This is a genomic window from Brucella grignonensis, from assembly GCF_002252505.1.
GTDB classification, from domain to species: domain Bacteria; phylum Pseudomonadota; class Alphaproteobacteria; order Rhizobiales; family Rhizobiaceae; genus Brucella; species Brucella grignonensis.
In genome coordinates, this window is sequence record NZ_NNRL01000158.1 from 153459 (window position 1) to 170661 (window position 17203).

Genomic DNA, 17203 nt, shown 5'->3' on the forward strand with positions numbered 1-17203 from the left:
TTTTTGTTTATCCCAACTCTGTTTCGCCATCATGCTTGGCGACACGGATCGGCCTGCTGCCGCAATATTCGGTAATCGCCTCGGCCAGCCGGGCTGAATGCGTCACCACCCAGATCTGGCTGCGCTGAGACGCCTGCGCAATCATCTTCGCAAGCGAAGGGATCATATTCGGGTGCAGGCTTGCTTCTGGTTCGTTCAATGCTATCAGCGGCGGCAAACGATAGGACAAAAGCGCGCCTGCAAGCGCGAGCAGACGTATCTGTCCGTCGGACAACTCGCCCGGACGAAAAACGCGCGGCGGAAAGGCCGGAAAATTGAGGCCAAATGTTGCGGTTTCTTCCGGATACGGAATGACCAGCTTGGCACCTTCCAGCGCATCGGCAATCAGATGATCAAGATCGACCGTATCCTGACGGATATGGGCAAGCGTCGCAAAGACCGAAGCCAGATTGCTACCGTCCTCATTGAGCATCGCGGCGGTCGCGGCAATTGATGGCTGACGCACAGGTGCATCGCGGTCGCTTCTGAAGCCATGATAGAAGCGCCAGCCGCGCATTTGCGCTGCGAGATCACCAATCTCCGGATAATGCCCTGACTGTCCCAAGACGGAAAGACCGCTCTCCGATGTTAAAAGGCGGCTCGGGTGCTCGGTTCGCCGCCCCTCCCCGTCACGCGCAAAAACTGCTGGTCCTTTGCGGTCCATCAGATCAACCGGACGTCGCCCGGTGTCAAGATTGAGCTGCTCTTCCTTGATCTGCGGCTCAAACGGAAAAGCACCCGATACCGGGGGCGGCAAACCTGCCTCAACCCGATAAGACAAACGTGATGCAAGCCGCTCATCTTCAAACTCGGCTTCCAGAATGATTCGGGCCTGTTCATGCTTGCGTCGAGTTCCGCCCCACATGGCCGATTGCATGCCGCCTTCACGCACAATCTCAGTTGAAAATGTGCCTTCAGCGGCTGCCTTCACCAACTGAAGAGCGCGATAAAGATTGGACTTTCCCGCACCATTTTCACCGACAAAGACCGTGACCTGCCCCAGATCAAACCGGACAGACCGAAGCGAGCGATAGCCTTTTGCCGTGAATGAAACGAGCCGCATGATTTCCTCTGACTATGCATCGTACTTTCCAAAAGGACGCACGGCGCTTGAATAGAAAAGGCGGCACAGAATGCGCCGCCTTTTCAAACTCAATCGAGCTGACACGCTCAGAGCTTCGACATCTGCATCGCAAGTGATAGGAATACCTGCTCTGCCAGCTCCTCCGCTGCGCGCTTGGTCGCGTCGCGCTGAGCACGCAGGTTAGCAAATTCCTGACGTGGACGATCGAAAGATGCACCAGCCGTGCGCGTACCCGAGACAAGAGGCTTGCCGTCCTTGTCACGCAACACATAGTTCGATGTCGCCTTGACGATACCAGCCGATGGACGGCCGGTACGGTCTGTCTGATCGCCGACATCCACACTCACTGCACTCAGCGTGTTGGTGCTCAGACCAAGGCTGAGGCGATAGTTCGGGGCCGCAGCTTCACCTGCTCCACCGCTGAGCAAAAAGATCAGACGGTTACGAACCTGCTGCTGAAACACATCACCAGCCGGATCAATCGCCACCGACGCAAGCTTGCTGCGCATATCCGGTGTGACACTGCCACCGATTGTGCCGCCAGCACCACCCGACGAATAAAGCGGTTGCACGGTACAGCCTGCGATCAGCATCGCTGCCCCTAGAGCAGCGATTGCGACGCGAAAAGCTTTGAATGCGGAAATGAAACGATCAAGCAACGACATTGACGATCCTTTGCGGCACCACGATGATCTTCTTCGGCGAGCCCCCATCGAGCGCAGTCTTGACAAAGTCAAGTTCGAGCACCGCCTGCTGGATTGTAGCTTGATCAGCGTCGCGGGCGATTGTCAAATCCCCACGCTTCTTGCCATTGATCTGCACCGGTAAAATAATCTCGTTTTCCACGATCATCGCTGCATTAAACGATGGCCATGCCGCCGTTGCAGCCAGCGTGTCCTTGCCGGTGATCTTGCCACCCAGCTCCGTCAGGCACTGTTCGGCCAAATGCGGCATCATCGGTGCAACCATCAGAACCAGCATTTCGGTGGCTTCACGCAGAGCCCCCTTCAACTGATCGTCAGCCTTGCCCGAGGCAGCCAGCTGCAACGATGCTGCAAGCGCATTCACCAACTCATAAAGACGCGCAACCGCACGATTGAAAGCGAGCTTTTCAATGTCGTCGCCAACAGCCTGAACGGCCTTATGCACAGCCTTTGAAATAGCAAGCGCGTCGCCGTCCGTGCCAGACTTTGGTGCAACGTCTTTCAGCGCAGGTGCTGCTTCAGACACCAGACGCCAGACGCGCTGCACGAAACGATGTGCGCCTTCAGCACCAGCTTCCGTCCAGATCACATCGCGCTCCGGAGGAGAATCGGACAGCATGAACCAACGTGCCGTATCTGCACCGTAAGAAGAAATAATGTCGTCGGGATCGACCACATTCTTCTTCGACTTCGACATCTTCTCAATCGAACCAATATCGACCGGAGCACCGCTATCGAGCATGGTGGCGATACGCTTGCCGTCAACGTCGTCAATGCGAATATCGGCAGGTGCCACCCACTGACCATCAGACTTATAGGTCTCGTGAACCACCATGCCTTGCGTGAACAAGCCCTTGAACGGTTCATCAATGCCGACATGACCCGCCACTTTCATGGCGCGGGTGAAGAAGCGCGAGTAGAGCAAATGCAGGATCGCGTGCTCTACGCCACCAATATACTGATCGACCGGCAACCAGTGATCGGCAACCGCACGATCCGTCGGCTCGTTTTCCCAAGGAGCAGTGAAGCGCGTGTAATACCACGACGAATCCACGAACGTATCCATCGTATCGGTTTCGCGACGGGCTTCGCCGCCGCATTTCGGGCACTTCACATGACGCCAGGTCGCGTGACGGTCGAGCGGATTGCCCGGACGGTCAAACTCGACATCATCCGGCAGCTTGACTGGAAGATCGGCACGCGGCACCGGATTGACGCCACAGCTTTCGCAATGGATCATCGGGATCGGGCAACCCCAGTAACGCTGACGCGAAATACCCCAGTCACGCAGACGGAACTGCACCTTGCGTTGAGCTTGCGAGCGACCATCGAGCTCGGTCTTTTCAAGGCGATCAGCCACTTCCGCGAAAGCAGCCTCAGGCGTCATACCGTCGAGGAAGCGTGAATTGATCATCACGCCATCTTCGGTGAAAGCAGTCTCACCAACGCTGAAGCTTGCAGCGTCCTCGCCCTTCGGCAGAACAACCGGCGTCACTTTCAGCGCATACTTATTGGCAAAATCCAGATCGCGCTGATCATGCGCAGGGCAGCCGAACACAGCGCCCGTGCCATATTCCATCAGCACGAAGTTGGCGACATAAAGCGGCAGCTCCCAGTTTTCATCAAATGGGTGCTTGACCTTGATGCCGGTATCGAAACCCTTCTTTTCAGCGGTTTCAAGCGCTGCAAGCGACGTGCCATGCTGATGGCACTCATCGATGAAGCCGGTGAGCGAGGCATTGTTTTCGGCAAGCTTCTTCGCCAGCGGATGATCCGCCGAGATCGCCACGAAAGATGCACCGAACAGTGTGTCCGGGCGTGTCGTGTAGACTTCAACTTCCGAGAAACCGGCAGGCGCCGTGTTTTCGTCGAGCGCGAAACGAACCTGCAGGCCTTCCGACTTGCCGATCCAGTTGCGCTGCATCAGGCGAACCTTTTCCGGCCACTGGTCGAGCGTATCGAGACCGGCCAGCAATTCCTCGCTGAAATCGGTGATCTTGAAGAACCACTGTGTCAGCTCGCGCTGTTCGACCAGCGCGCCCGAACGCCAGCCGCGACCGTCCACCACCTGCTCATTGGCAAGCACAGTGTTGTCGACCGGGTCCCAGTTCACCTTGGAAGTCTTGCGCGTCACCAGACCTTTTTCAAACAGGTCGATGAACAGCATCTGCTGGCGATGATAATATTCAACATCGCAGGTCGCAAATTCACGCGACCAGTCGAGCGACAGACCCATCGACTTCAGCTGGCGCTTCATTGTGGCGATGTTCTGATAGGTCCATTCTTTCGGATGGACCTTGTTCTGCATGGCGGCGTTTTCAGCAGGCATACCAAACGCGTCCCACCCCATCGGATGAAGCACGTTGAAACCCTTGGCGCGCTTGTAGCGAGCGACCACGTCCCCCATCGCATAGTTGCGCACATGGCCCATGTGAATGCGCCCCGATGGATAGGGGAACATTTCGAGCACGTAGTACTTCTCGCGGGGATCGCTGTTGTCGGTTTCGAAAGTCCGGTTTTCTTCCCAGATTTTCTGCCAATGAGCTTCCGCCACGCGCGGATTATAACGTTCGGCTGCCATGAGCGTATTTACTCGTACGAAGATGATGCAATAAGGAGAGTCGTCATTAATGGCGACCTTCACCACGTATTGGCGAAAGCGTCAACCTTTTGCGGATGAAAAGCCTGAAAGCGAGAGTTTCATGTCAGATATTGTAGCGAACCTGAACAAGGTCAAGGCTGTCATTGCCAATGCCGAAGAAGAAGCACGCCGCGATAAGGGCTCTGTGACACTCGTTGCCGTGTCCAAAACATTCGAGGCCGAGGACATTCGCCCTGCCCTCGACGCAGGCCAGCGGGTCTTCGGCGAAAACCGCGTGCAGGAGGCACAAGGCAAATGGCCAGCGCTGCGCGAAGCGTATTCGGGTATTGAGCTGCATCTGATCGGCCCATTACAATCCAACAAGGCAGCTGACGCCGTGGCGCTGTTCGATGTGATTGAAACCGTGGACCGCGAAAAGATTGCAGCCGCCCTCGCCGTCGAGATCAAAAAGCAGGGCAAAAGCCCGAAGCTCTATGTGCAGGTCAATACCGGCCTTGAAGAACAAAAGGCTGGCATCCCGCCAAAAGAAGCAGTCGCCTTCGTCAAGCGTTGTCGTAACGAGCATGGCCTCGCCATCGAGGGACTGATGTGCATCCCGCCTGCAGATGAAAATCCGGGGCCGCATTTCGCGTTGCTGGAAAAGCTTGCGCGTGAAGCCAACGTTGACAAACTCTCGATGGGCATGTCGGGCGATTTTGAGACCGCTGTTGGCTTTGGTGCGACATCGGTGCGTGTTGGCTCGGCTATCTTCGGCGGACGGAGCTATACCAGCCCCGCCTGAATTGTCACCCCTACGGCTTGTTTTTGTCGCATTATCCTACGCAAAACCGCGTCACACTTTTGCTGGAAATGCTCCTAGTGCAGGACAATCTCGCCCTGCACGTTCTTCCAGTCAGATGGGCCGAGCAACCGGCAATGCGCGTAAGCGACGGAGTGCAACGGCCCGTCGATCTTTTCCTTCCAGAATTCTATGAAATGATTGAGCACTGGAAATTCCGGCGCGAGATCATAGTCCTGCCAGACAAAAAGCTGCAGCAAATGTGGATGATCAGGCATGTGATAGAAGATTTTCGCCGTCGTCAAACCGTAACCGGCGAGTTGCAGTTCAAAGGCAGACTTTGAAATAAAAGCGGATGTCGTCATGGCGATTTCCCCTTTTTATGAAGAGCCATTATTAATATTCGGCGGCTCCGACAGGAATTATAATCGCGCGGAATAGTTTTTAAAACGTAAAAACAATATGTTAGCAATAATACGGTGTGAGTGCTGCCACTCCGTTCATATCTTTGTGCTGCGTCATTGTGGACCATAGTCGATCCCAATGTCTAATTTACGTTGGACGCGACGGAATGTAGATGAGTCTGGCGATGGCTTCGCCCCGATGCGGCTGTCGATTCTGGCGGGAGGATCGCCGGACAGTTATGGAGGAACACATGTCGGAAAAGCTTTACCCCGTTCTGCCGGGGGCAAAGAAGAACACGCTCATTGACAACGAGAAATATCTCGAATGGTACAATGAAAGCGTGACCGACCCGGATGGCTTCTGGGCCAAGCACGGCCGCCGGATTGACTGGTTCAAGCCTTTCACCAAAGTCAAAAACACCGATTTCAACGGCGACGTATCGATCAAGTGGTATGAGGATGGCGTCACCAACGTCTCTTACAATTGTATCGATCGCCATCTGAAAAGCCGTGGCGATAAGGTTGCAATCATCTGGGAAGGTGACAACCCGTACATCGACAAGAAGATCACCTATCTTGAGCTTTATGAAAATGTCTGCCGCCTCGCCAATGTGCTGAAGAAGCACGGCGTGAAGAAGGGCGACCGCGTCACAATCTATCTGCCGATGATCCCGGAAGCGGCCTATGCGATGCTGGCCTGCGCGCGCATCGGCGCTGTGCATTCGGTCGTCTTCGCCGGTTTCTCGCCGGAAGCGCTTGCTGGTCGTATCGTTGATTGCGAATCCACTTTTGTCATCACCGCCGATGAGGGCGTGCGTGGCGGCAAGCCAGTTCCACTCAAGGAAAACACCGACACTGCCATCGACATTGCTGCCAAGCAGTATGTCATCGTCAACAAGGTTCTCACCGTGCGCCGCACCGGCGGCAAGGTCAGCTGGGGACCGGGCCGCGATCTCTGGTATCATCAGGAAGTGGCACGTGTTGAGCCGACCTGCGAACCTGAACCAATGAACGCGGAAGATCCGCTCTTCATCCTCTACACCTCGGGCTCGACGGGCAAGCCGAAGGGTGTGTTGCACACCACTGGCGGCTATCTCGTCTATGCTTCGATGACACATCAATATGTCTTCGACTATCACGACGGCGATATCTATTGGTGTACAGCGGACGTGGGCTGGGTGACGGGCCATTCCTATATCGTCTATGGACCGCTCGCCAATGGTGCGACGACGCTGATGTTTGAAGGCGTACCGAACTTCCCCGATCAGGGTCGTTTCTGGGAAGTCATAGACAAGCACCACGTCAACATCTTCTATACCGCGCCAACCGCAATCCGTGCGCTGATGGGCGCGGGCGATGAATTCGTTACCCGTTCATCGCGCTCGACATTGCGCCTGCTTGGCTCGGTCGGCGAACCGATCAATCCGGAAGCCTGGGAATGGTATTACAACGTCGTGGGCGATCAGCATTCACCGATTGTCGATACCTGGTGGCAAACGGAAACCGGCGGCATTCTGATTACGCCATTGCCCGGTGCAACCGACCTCAAGCCGGGTTCGGCAACGCGTCCGTTCTTCGGCATCAAGCCGGAACTGGTTGATAGCGAAGGGGCAGTCGTTGAGGGCGCTGTGGACGGCAATCTCTGCATCATCGATAGCTGGCCGGGTCAGATGCGTACGCTTTACGGTGATCACAAGCGCTTCATCGAAGCTTATTTCTCGACTTACAAAGGCAAGTATTTCACCGGTGACGGCTGCCGCCGCGATGAGGACGGTTATTACTGGATCACGGGCCGCGTCGATGACGTGCTCAATATTTCCGGCCATCGCCTCGGTACGGCGGAAATCGAATCGGCACTCGTCTCGCATCACTCGGTTTCGGAAGCCGCTGTCGTGGGCTACCCGCATCCGATCAAGGGACAGGGCATTTACTGCTATGTCACGCTGATGACCGGCGAGGCAGTTCAGGACGAAGACGCCCTGCGCAAGGAGCTGGTAAGCCACGTGCGCAAGGAGATCGGCCCTATCGCCACACCGGACAAGATCCAGTTCTCGCCCGGCCTGCCAAAAACCCGCTCGGGCAAGATCATGCGCCGTATCCTGCGCAAGATCGCCGAAGACGAGTTCGGCGCACTGGGCGATACCTCGACGCTGGCCGATCCGGGCGTTGTGGATGACCTGATCGAAAATCGTCAGAATAAGAAGTAGCAAAAAGGCCGGGATTTCCCGGCCTTTTTATATTCCCCATTTCTTTGACTTGTCTGAGTATTGAAGTTTCTTACACTCAGTTTCGGATAATCAATGATTGGAAACGGACATGGACGCGCCCTTCAAAGATATCTGGTTTCTACATTGGTTGACTGCGTCAGGTGGACTCGAAGAATTTCAGGAGCATATATCCATTGAAATCGCCGAGGCCTTCAGAACTCTGGAACACTTCGTTCTGCCTCCGAAGTTCGATACTCTTCTTGATCGTTCAATACATGTAATTCCTGAGATCGGAATTTTGGGGCGAGCCCACAACAGCATGTTATTTTCGCTAAATTTCGATCCGGAGAATCCCAACTTTAAACCAAGCCTTATAGATGGAACGCTCCAGCGACAATTGCTGCATGAAACCCACCACTGCATGCGCATGGCTGGTCCGGGCTATGGATGGACACTTGGTGAGGCGTTAGTAAGCGAAGGCCTAGCAGGTCATTTCGTCCAATATCTGATGAATACGCCGTCGGAACTATGGGAAAGTGCAGTCAATATTGACGTGTTGAATGCGCACCGCCCCAGTGTGGCAGAATTGCAATCTACCGACTACAATCATGCTGAATGGTTCTTTGGCAGAGGGCGCTTTCCCCGTTGGCTTGGTTATTCAATGGGGTTCGAACTCGTGCGGCTTTGGCGAGAGACCGTTCAACCCGCAACCCAAGCTCAATGGATCAACACGCCTTCAAATGAAATTCTTACGATTGGCAAAGAAGGCGGACTGATCAGAGATTAAAAATCGATTGTCCGACCCTTAATCTCCCAGTCGCCAAAACGCGCAGGATCTTTGCCGCCGCGACCGCCGATTTCTCGCGGGAGCTTTTCAGCCGTCTCAGTGGAGCGGCGTTCTTCGGCTTCTTTGAGCGCGCGCTGTGCTGCAGCTGGCAAATCATCAAACTTGCGCGGTTCGGCATTATCGTCGTTGGCGGGTTCGTTGAACTTATCGGTCATCTGTTTGCGATCCGTTATTCAAGCCCATTATTGAAGATTGGGCATTTCATACCCATCATATAGTTAAACTTGGTGGGCAAGCAAAACCCTGTTTGAGATCAATTCTCGCTGAACTGGAGACCTATACGCATGAATATGACGAAAACTGCCATGCTGATTGCTCTCATGACAGTCATGTTCATGAGCATCGGCTATTTGTTGGGCGGCGGCGGTGGCATGATGATCGCTCTGGTCATTGCTGTTGCCATGAACCTGTTTGGCTACTGGAATTCTGACAAGATGGTGCTGCGCATGTACAATGCGCAGGAAGTCGATGAGCGATCTGGCTCCGACTATTACCGCATGGTGAGCGGGCTGGCAGCCAATGCCGGTTTGCCTATGCCGAAGGTTTACATCATTCACGAAGACCAGCCCAATGCCTTTGCCACGGGCCGTAACCCGGAAAACGCAGCCGTCGCAGCCACGACGGGCCTCCTCAACCGCCTGACACCGGAAGAAGTCGCAGGCGTTATGGCGCATGAACTGGCGCACGTTCAAAACCGCGATACGCTGACCATGACAATCGTTGCTACCCTTGCAGGTGCGATCTCCATGCTCGGCAATTTCGCTTTCTTCCTTGGTGGTAACCGTGAAAACGGCAATGGCATCATGGGCGTAATCGGCACGATCCTCGCCATGATCGTTGCCCCATTCGCCGCCATGATTGTGCAGATGGCGGTAAGCCGTACACGCGAATATGCTGCTGACCGTCGCGGCGCTGAAATCTGTGGCAACCCGCTCTGGCTCTCATCCGCCCTTGGCAAGATCGCCCGCGGCGCTAAGTCTGTTGTTAATGAGGAAGCCGAACACAACCCGGCAACCGCCCATATGTTTATCATCAACCCGCTGAGCGGACGTGGTGCAGACAATCTGTTTTCGACCCACCCGGACACCGATAACCGTATTCAAGCGCTTGAACAAATGGCGGCTGAAATGGGTATTCGCTCCGCTGGAATGAGGCAGCGTCCTGCTGCATCTTCACAAAGCAGTGGCCCATGGGGACAAACTAGTGGTAATGCAAGCGACAACAACAGTGGCGGTTCCGGTTCCAATTCTGGCTACCGGGGCCCTTGGTCGTAAAAGCGCGTTGCGAAAGCAAGATGCGCGTCAGATAAAGTAGAACAGCGTGAACGATAAAAAAGCTGCGCCAAAGCGTGGAAATAAAAAGCCGCAACCACATAAACACGCCGCAGACCGCGCTGAACAATTGCGACCCGGTCTTGCCGCGCGTCTGACTGCGGCTCGCCTGCTTGGTGCAGTGATTGAAAAAAACACGTCGCTCGACGGCCTCACTGATAATAGCCACGGTCATCCGCAATATCTGGCTCTGGAGCCACGCGACCGCGCGCTGGTTCGCGCGATTCTTGGTTCAGCGCTCCGCAATCGTGGCAGTATTGAACGGGCCATAAACAAGCGCCTCGACCGTCCGTTGCCGGAAAATGCCCACGCGCTCAAGCATCTGCTGCATGTCGCCATCGCACAGATTTTCTACCTCAACCTCCCCGATCATTCCGCGGTTGATCTGGCGGTCGAAGCGGCTAATGCCGATCCGCGCAATCGCAAATATGCTGGCCTCGTCAACGCGCTGCTGCGGCGCTTGTCGCGCAACAAAGAGCGCGCGCTCGCTCATACGCTCGAGCCGGAAACCAATGTGCCGGAATGGTTTGCAAAGAGCATCACAGATGCTTATGGCGCGGAAAAAGCAGGAGCGATCCTCGCCATGCATGCTTATGAGCCGCCGATTGATTTCACGGTGAAGGGCGATCCCAAAGAATGGGCTGAGAAACTGGGTGGCACTGCCCTGCCGAACGGCTCGATCCGTCTCGAGACAGTGGAAGGCAACCTCACCGATCTGCCCGGCTTTGCCGAGGGCGACTGGTGGGTGCAGGATGCAGCCGCAAGCCTGCCTGCGCGTTTGATGGGCGACATCAAAGGCAAGCGTGTTGCTGATCTCTGTGCAGCGCCCGGCGGCAAGACCGCGCAGCTTGTGCAGCAGGCCGCAGATGTTACGGCGCTTGATCTTTCGGAAAACCGTCTCAAGCGGCTTCAGGGCAATCTGGATCGTCTTGGTTACAAGGCACGCACTGTCGCCATCAATCTGATGGAGTACACACCGGACGAGTTGTTCGACGCAGTCCTTCTCGATGCGCCCTGCTCATCCACAGGCACCGTGCGCCGTCACCCCGACGTGCCATGGACCAAGACACCGCAGGATGTTGAAAAGCTCGCCAGCCTTCAGGCCAAACTGCTTGCCCATTCTGTCACTTTGGTAAAACCCGGTGGCACGATTGTCTTTTCCAATTGCTCGCTACATCCGCTCGAAGGCGAGGAAATGGCGCGCAAGGCACTCGAAAATCCCGCGCTTGAAGCCTGGCCGATCACGGCAGATGACTGCCCGGGATTTGAGGGTCTGATTACCGAAGAAGGCTTCCTGCGTTCGACCCCTGCCGATCTGCCTGCCGATAAATTCGATGGCAATCCGAATATGGCAGGCATGGACGGCTTTTTCGCCGCCCGTTTCAGACGCAAAGCCTAAAGCATGTCGCGGAAAAGTGGGAACCGGTTTTCCAATAACGACATGCATGAAAACAAAGACTTAAAGAGCGGCTCTTGAATACGATAAATTGCGACGCGCTTTAGTCAGTTAGCAACTACTGATTAAAATCGATGAATTTGCGATAACGGGTGCGCTGCGCCCGTTATGGTTAACACTCGATTCACCATTATCGACGATTCTAAGAATGCATGATTCCGAAATCCGGAAACCGGCATTTCGATACATCATGCCATGAAAGGACGGGCCTGCCTTATCGGGTCCATTGCGAATGAATTTGAATACGGAGAACGAGAGGGTGGCAGTCGCGCTGAGCGAAACCCCGCATCTTTGGGGACTGGCTGTTGCACAGGCTTGGCGCAAGTTCAGCCGCCGTCTGCGCATGGGCCCGCTTTACCGCTGGCGTTTCACCGGCTTCACGCCGGAACGCATTCTGATTGCTCCACCCGATCTGCGCGTTGCGGACCCCCAACTCGCTCAGGAGTTTTATCACGGTCGCTTCGCGCTTGCCGGTCGCCTTGTCGAAACTGGCGGTCTCTCGCCTTTCGCCGTCGAGCCACCAACACCTGAGTGGGAAGCAGCACTTCACAGCTTCAGCTGGCTGCGTCACCTTAAAAGCGCCAATAGCGAACTTGCCACCGCCAATGCGCGTGCTTTGCTCGATGACTGGATGCGCCTTTATGGAAAACGCATCGGTGGACTAGCATGGTCCCCGGAAGTCACAGCGCAACGCATCATCGCATGGCTGCAGCATTCCAATCTGATTTTGTCGGGCGCTGAACTTCCTGCCTATCGCAAATTCATGCGTTCACTCGCCATGCAGGTGCGCTATCTGCGTACAGTAGCCTCGGCTATGGATGACGGTGAGGAACGGCTTCGCGCCCGCATCGCGCTTGCCTTCGCGGCCCTTGCGCTCCCGGTTTCGCCGCCGACGGCGCGGGCTGCTCGCCGCAATCTCGAATATGAACTGAAGCGTCAGATCCTGCCTGATGGTGGCCACGTCTCACGCAATCCCGTCACTATTCTCGAACTGCTCGCCGACCTGCTGCCACTGCGCCAAACCTATGCCAATGGCACGGAAGCACCACCCAAGGCGCTGATCGAAGCCGTCGAACGCATGTTGCCGGCACTCCGCTTCTTCCGTCATCAGGACGGAAGCCTTGCGCTGTTCAACGGCGTCGGACCAACCATGTCGGAACGCATCATTTCAGTGCTGCGCCATGATGAAACCGCAGGCTCGCCACTAACCCACGCGCCCTATTCCGGCTATGAACGCCTGTCGATGGGGGCTACTACGATCATCGCTGACACTGGGTTACCGCCGCCGGTCACCTCTTCGCGCGATGCCCATGCAGGCTGTCTCGCCTTTGAAATGTCCTCTGGACGTCAGCGTTATATCGTCAATTCCGGCATAGACCGTTTCGGCCCGCCGGAATTTCGTCCTTTAGGCCGTTCGACCGCAGCCCACTCTACCGCCACCATCAACGACACATCCTCGTGCCGTTTCAGCTTGAATTCAGGCCTTTCCAACATGATCGGCACACCGATCATTGCCGGGCCGACCAAAGTACAGCGTGACCGTGTGGAAGACATGGGTCGGCAAGGGTTTGTCGCAAGCCATGACGGTTACGTCCGGCTCTTCGGAATTTTCCACGAGCGTCGCGTGGTGCTGTCGCACAATGGCAGCGTCATTCAGGGTGCCGACCGTTTCTATCGTGGCGATGCCAAAGCTTTAAAAGCCAACGGGCGCGATAATATCGCCGTGCGTTTTCATATTCACCCGTCGGTCGATATCTCGTTTGATGAAAATGGTCTGATCATCCTGAGCGCACCCCATGATGACACATGGGCTTTCTCCTGCTTCGAAGTGACCCCGCAACTGGAAGACAGTATCTTCTTTGCCGGTTTCCGTGGTCCCGTAACATCGAAGCAAATTGTGCTGTCATTTCCGGCTTCCGACCTGCCGGAAGTGAACTGGCAATTCAGCCGCGTCGCTATCGGAAGCTACGCTTAATTCACAAAGCCTCTGCCTTGCGGCGTTTTAAGGTATGATTCGCGTCTCGCCTGTGCTAACTCGCCATCGTCCCACCCTTCCTGAACGCAAAACGCTTCAGCAACGAAGAGACCGTTTCCTATGGCTGTCAGCTCCAAGCATATTCCCGCTCCCGATCTTCATCGGGTGCGCCGCGCCCTCCTTTCCGTGTCCGACAAGACCGGCCTCATCGATTTTGCCAAGGCGCTTCATGCCCATGGCGTTGAAATCCTCTCGACTGGCGGCACCGCCAAGTCGATTGCCGCAGAAGGCATTCCTGTAAAGGACGTTTCAGAAGTCACCGGCTTCCCGGAAATCATGGACGGACGCGTGAAGACACTGCATCCATCGGTCCACGGCGGCCTGCTCGCCGTGCGCAACGATCCTGAACATGTTGCAGCCATGGAAGCACACGGCATTGGCGGTATCGATCTGGCTGTCATCAATCTCTACCCATTTGAAGAAGTCCGCTTCAAGGGCGGCGACTACGACACCACTGTTGAAAATATCGACATTGGTGGCCCGGCCATGATCCGCGCTTCGGCAAAAAATCACGCCTATGTCGCAACCGTCGTTGATCCAGCGGATTATGCAGACGTCGTAGCCGAACTAGAAAAGAACGAGGGTTCCCTCAAGCTTTCTTTCCGCAAAAAGCTCGCAGCCAAGGCCTTCTCGCGCACAGCAGCCTATGACGCAGCCATTTCCAACTGGTTTGCCGAAGCAATCAGTGAGGAAACCCCGACCTACCGTTCGGTTGCAGGCAAGCTGCATTCGGTCATGCGCTATGGTGAGAACCCGCATCAGACCGCTGGCTTCTATCTAACCGGCGAACAGCGTCCGGGCGTTGCGACCGCAACCCAGCTTCAGGGCAAGCAGCTTTCCTATAACAACATCAACGATACCGATGCAGCTTTTGAGCTCGTCGCCGAATTTGATCCGGCCCGTACCGCAGCCGTTGCCATCATCAAGCACGCCAATCCTTGCGGCGTTGCAGAAGCAGCCACCATCAAGGAAGCTTATTTGAAGGCACTCGCCTGCGATCCGGTTTCGGCGTTCGGCGGTATTGTTGCGCTCAATAAAACGCTCGATGAAGAGGCTGCGGAAGAGATCGTGAAGATCTTCACCGAAGTCATCATCGCACCGGATGCTACCGAAGGCGCACAGGCCATCGTTGCTGCCAAGAAGAACCTGCGTCTCCTGGTAACGGGCGGTCTTCCTGACCCACGTGCGAAAGGTATCGCAGCCAAGACAGTTGCTGGCGGCCTGCTGGTTCAGTCCCGCGACAATGGCGTCGTTGACGATCTCGATCTGAAAGTCGTGACCAAGCGGAGCCCAAGCGAAGCCGAACTCAACGACATGAAATTCGCCTTCCGCGTCGGCAAGCATGTGAAGTCAAACGCCATTGTCTATGTCAAGGACGGTGCAACAGTCGGCATCGGTGCAGGCCAGATGAGCCGTGTGGATTCGGCCCGTATTGCTGCGCGTAAGGCAGAAGACGCCGCAGAAGCCGCCGGTCTCGCGGAACCGCTGACCAAGGGCTGCGTTGTGGCTTCCGACGCATTCTTCCCGTTCGCTGACGGCCTGCTTTCTGCTGTTCAGGCAGGCGCCACGGCTGTCATCCAGCCGGGTGGTTCCATGCGCGATGACGAAGTGATCGCTGCTGCCGACGAACACGGTATTGCCATGGTGATGACCGGCATGCGCCACTTCCGTCACTGAACTTTGCATTCATAAGCTGGCATTTAGAGCGCATCCCGAAAAGTGTGAAACGGTTTTCGGACAAAGATGCGCGCTCTAGCTAACGAAATGGGCTCCGGGGGCATCTTCCCGGGGCCCTTTTTTCATAGTGCCATCGTTGAGCCTCGAAAAATCCACGCCTCGCGGATTACAGCTGGAATGATTGATGTTCGGAAATGAAAGCCACCTTATTCATTGCGACATATTTTCATCACTTTTACGTCACTCGCAAAAAAGTGAATTCATATTGCTTTCGTTTTATATTCATATTATTTCGTATCATGCGTTTTGGAGAGCGTAACGAAAGTGCATGGGATGGCACGAAGCTATTGGGAATGCCTGAGGCGTCATCCTGTATTAAGTTGATTTGGAAAGCAGGCAGTTCGCACGATTTTGCGCTCTGCCGGTAACAAGCACCCGAATGGGAGGAGCAAAAGCACATGACTCAATTTATCGGTTCCATCGATCAGGGGACCACGAGTTCACGCTTCATTATATTTGACAAGCATGGCGATATTATCGCCATGGATCAGCGCGAACACGAGCAGATTTATCCAAAAGCGGGCTGGGTTGAACACAGCGCCAATGAAATCTGGCGCAACACGCAGCATGTCATCGCAGCAGCCTTGAAGAAAGCCAAGCTCAAGGCTTCCGATATCGCATCGGTCGGCATCACCAACCAGCGCGAAACCACACTGCTTTGGGACAAAAAAACAGGCACACCGCTTTATAATGCAATTGTCTGGATGGATACACGTACCGACGAACTGGTCGACCATTTCGTGCAGGATGGCGGCGCGGATCGTCTGCGCAGCAAGACTGGCTTGCCTATCTCGACTTATTTTTCGGGCCTCAAGCTACGCTGGATTCTGGATAATGTTCCGGGTGCACGCGAGAAGGCTGAAGCGGGCGACGCTCTGTTCGGCACTATTGATAGCTGGGTTGTCTGGAACCTGACAGGCGGCACCAATGGCGGCATCCATATTACCGATGTCACCAATGCCTCCCGGACGCAGCTTATGGATCTTGCGACCCTGAAATGGGACGAGGAAATTCTGCGTCTTTTCAATATTCCAGCTGCCTGTCTGCCAGAAATTCGCTCATCCAGCGAGGTCTATGGCGATATCTCCCTGCCGGCGCTTGAGGGCGTCAAGCTCGCAGGTATTCTGGGCGATCAGCAGGCAGCCCTTTTCGGTCAAGCCTGTCTTGAGCCGGGCGAAGCCAAGAACACCTATGGCACTGGCTGCTTCATGCTGATGAATACCGGCGAAAAGCTGGTTCCATCGACCTACGGCCTGCTTACCACAGTTGCCTATCAGCTTGGCGATAAAAAGCCGATCTATGCGCTTGAAGGCTCGATTGCCATCACCGGTGCTCTGGTGCAATGGCTGCGCGACAATCTCGGCATCATCAAAACCAGCGGCGACATTGAAACATTGGCTCGCACCGTCGAAGACAATGGCGATGTCTATTTCGTTCCTGCCTTCTCTGGTCTTTACGCCCCCCACTGGGAAGATTCGGCACGTGGTGTTGTCGCCGGTCTGACACGTTTTGCCAATAAGGGTCACATCGCGCGTGCAGCACTCGAAGCAAGCGCCTATCAGGTGCGCGAAGTGCTGGAAGCAATGGTCAAGGATTCCGGTGTTGAAATCACCGAATTGCGCGCCGACGGTGGCATGACCATCAACGAGCTTCTCATGCAGTTCCAGTCCGACATCCTGGATGTACCGGTTGTACGTCCCAAGATCATCGAAACCACAGCTCTCGGTGCCGCCTATGCAGCGGGTCTTGCCGTTGGCTACTGGAAATCGACGAACGACATTATCGAAAACTGGCAAGTTGGTCAGCGCTGGCACCCCAAGATGACATCAAAGGAAAGAACCCGCCTGTTCGCCTCATGGGAAAAGGCTGTTCAGCGTTCCCTCAACTGGGTCGAATAAGGGTTTCAATCTGGCCCGATCAACGGGCCATCGCTTGAAAATGGACAATAGTTTTGCACAGCCGGTGAGCACATCTGCCCA

13 protein-coding genes are annotated in these 17203 nt (G+C 55.3%); 8 read left to right on the top strand and 5 right to left on the bottom strand.

Annotated elements, in window-relative coordinates:
• Positions 1 to 7 precede the first annotated feature (7 nt).
• The 3 genes from CEV33_RS10375 to leuS all read right to left on the bottom strand — a co-directional run bounded on the left by CEV33_RS10375 (position 8) and on the right by leuS (position 4408).
• Positions 8 to 1102 carry an AAA family ATPase gene (locus tag CEV33_RS10375; RefSeq protein ID WP_094540414.1) on the bottom strand — a complete coding sequence of 365 codons (1095 nt, stop codon included), beginning with the start codon at positions 1100 to 1102 and terminating at the stop codon, positions 8 to 10.
• A 107-nt stretch (positions 1103 to 1209) separates the two neighbouring features.
• Positions 1210 to 1788, bottom strand: coding sequence for an LPS assembly lipoprotein LptE (gene lptE / locus CEV33_RS10380; RefSeq protein WP_094540415.1), 579 nt, complete (start codon positions 1786 to 1788; stop codon positions 1210 to 1212).
• Positions 1775 to 4408, bottom strand: coding sequence for a leucine--tRNA ligase (gene leuS, locus CEV33_RS10385; protein ID WP_094540416.1), 2634 nt, complete (start codon positions 4406 to 4408; stop codon positions 1775 to 1777). Before leuS ends, lptE begins: the two co-directional genes overlap by 14 nt.
• Before the next feature lie 121 nt (positions 4409 to 4529).
• On the opposite strand from leuS, the gene CEV33_RS10390 reads away from it, so the two are divergent.
• Positions 4530 to 5210: a YggS family pyridoxal phosphate-dependent enzyme gene (locus CEV33_RS10390; RefSeq protein ID WP_094540490.1), complete on the top strand. Its 681-nt coding sequence runs from the start codon at positions 4530 to 4532 to the stop codon at positions 5208 to 5210.
• A 74-nt stretch (positions 5211 to 5284) separates the two neighbouring features.
• Here the strand turns inward: CEV33_RS10390 and CEV33_RS10395 are convergent, their stop codons facing one another.
• Positions 5285 to 5572 (bottom strand): usg protein, encoded by a 288-nt coding sequence (locus tag CEV33_RS10395; RefSeq protein ID WP_094540417.1) that lies wholly within the window; start codon positions 5570 to 5572, stop codon positions 5285 to 5287.
• Positions 5573 to 5862: 290 nt separating this feature from the next.
• Between CEV33_RS10395 and acs the strand changes: the two genes are divergently transcribed.
• Together acs and CEV33_RS10405 are read left to right on the top strand one after the other, a co-directional pair.
• Entirely contained in the window at positions 5863 to 7818 is a 1956-nt protein-coding gene (gene acs / locus CEV33_RS10400) for an acetate--CoA ligase (RefSeq protein ID WP_094540418.1), read from the top strand.
• Positions 7819 to 7927: 109 nt separating this feature from the next.
• The gene (locus CEV33_RS10405; RefSeq protein ID WP_094540419.1) at positions 7928 to 8605 is read left to right on the top strand and encodes a DUF2268 domain-containing putative Zn-dependent protease; all 678 of its coding nucleotides are present in this window, start codon (positions 7928 to 7930) and stop codon (positions 8603 to 8605) included.
• Here the strand turns inward: CEV33_RS10405 and CEV33_RS10410 are convergent.
• Positions 8602 to 8820, bottom strand: coding sequence for a DUF1674 domain-containing protein (locus CEV33_RS10410; RefSeq protein WP_094540420.1), 219 nt, complete (start codon positions 8818 to 8820; stop codon positions 8602 to 8604). The genes CEV33_RS10405 and CEV33_RS10410 overlap by 4 nt on opposite strands.
• A 129-nt stretch (positions 8821 to 8949) precedes the next feature.
• Here CEV33_RS10410 and htpX point away from each other — a divergent pair, with 129 nt between their 5' ends.
• The 5 genes from htpX (at position 8950) to glpK (ending at position 17122) form a co-directional block, all read left to right on the top strand.
• Positions 8950 to 9939 (top strand): zinc metalloprotease HtpX, encoded by a 990-nt coding sequence (gene htpX / locus CEV33_RS10415; protein WP_094540421.1) that lies wholly within the window; start codon positions 8950 to 8952, stop codon positions 9937 to 9939.
• A 46-nt stretch (positions 9940 to 9985) separates the two neighbouring features.
• Positions 9986 to 11395, top strand: a complete 1410-nt coding sequence (locus CEV33_RS10420; protein ID WP_094540422.1) for an RsmB/NOP family class I SAM-dependent RNA methyltransferase — start codon at positions 9986 to 9988, stop codon at positions 11393 to 11395.
• Between the two features lie 316 nt (positions 11396 to 11711).
• On the top strand, positions 11712 to 13427 hold the full coding sequence (locus CEV33_RS10425; RefSeq protein ID WP_167388146.1) for a heparinase II/III family protein: 1716 nt from the start codon (positions 11712 to 11714) through the stop codon (positions 13425 to 13427).
• 120 nt (positions 13428 to 13547) lie between these two features.
• Positions 13548 to 15164 carry a bifunctional phosphoribosylaminoimidazolecarboxamide formyltransferase/IMP cyclohydrolase gene (purH, locus tag CEV33_RS10430; protein WP_094540424.1) on the top strand — a complete coding sequence of 539 codons (1617 nt, stop codon included), beginning with the start codon at positions 13548 to 13550 and terminating at the stop codon, positions 15162 to 15164.
• 458 nt (positions 15165 to 15622) lie between these two features.
• On the top strand, positions 15623 to 17122 hold the full coding sequence (gene glpK, locus CEV33_RS10435; protein ID WP_094540425.1) for a glycerol kinase GlpK: 1500 nt from the start codon (positions 15623 to 15625) through the stop codon (positions 17120 to 17122).
• Positions 17123 to 17203 lie beyond the last annotated feature (81 nt).

Excerpts from the sequence above, each read along its gene's own strand:
- CEV33_RS10410 (WP_094540420.1), bottom strand. The coding sequence starts at position 8,820 with ATGACCGATAAGTTCAACGAACCCGCCAACGACGATAATGCCGAACCG.
- CEV33_RS10390 (WP_094540490.1), top strand. The coding sequence starts at position 4,530 with ATGTCAGATATTGTAGCGAACCTGAACAAGGTCAAGGCTGTCATTGCC.
- glpK (WP_094540425.1), top strand. The coding sequence starts at position 15,623 with ATGACTCAATTTATCGGTTCCATCGATCAGGGGACCACGAGTTCACGC.
- leuS (WP_094540416.1), bottom strand. The coding sequence starts at position 4,408 with ATGGCAGCCGAACGTTATAATCCGCGCGTGGCGGAAGCTCATTGGCAG.
- CEV33_RS10405 (WP_094540419.1), top strand. The coding sequence starts at position 7,928 with ATGGACGCGCCCTTCAAAGATATCTGGTTTCTACATTGGTTGACTGCG.
- lptE (WP_094540415.1), bottom strand. The coding sequence starts at position 1,788 with ATGTCGTTGCTTGATCGTTTCATTTCCGCATTCAAAGCTTTTCGCGTC.
- CEV33_RS10395 (WP_094540417.1), bottom strand. The coding sequence starts at position 5,572 with ATGACGACATCCGCTTTTATTTCAAAGTCTGCCTTTGAACTGCAACTC.
- acs (WP_094540418.1), top strand. The coding sequence starts at position 5,863 with ATGTCGGAAAAGCTTTACCCCGTTCTGCCGGGGGCAAAGAAGAACACG.
- purH (WP_094540424.1), top strand. The coding sequence starts at position 13,548 with ATGGCTGTCAGCTCCAAGCATATTCCCGCTCCCGATCTTCATCGGGTG.
- htpX (WP_094540421.1), top strand. The coding sequence starts at position 8,950 with ATGAATATGACGAAAACTGCCATGCTGATTGCTCTCATGACAGTCATG.
- CEV33_RS10375 (WP_094540414.1), bottom strand. The coding sequence starts at position 1,102 with ATGCGGCTCGTTTCATTCACGGCAAAAGGCTATCGCTCGCTTCGGTCT.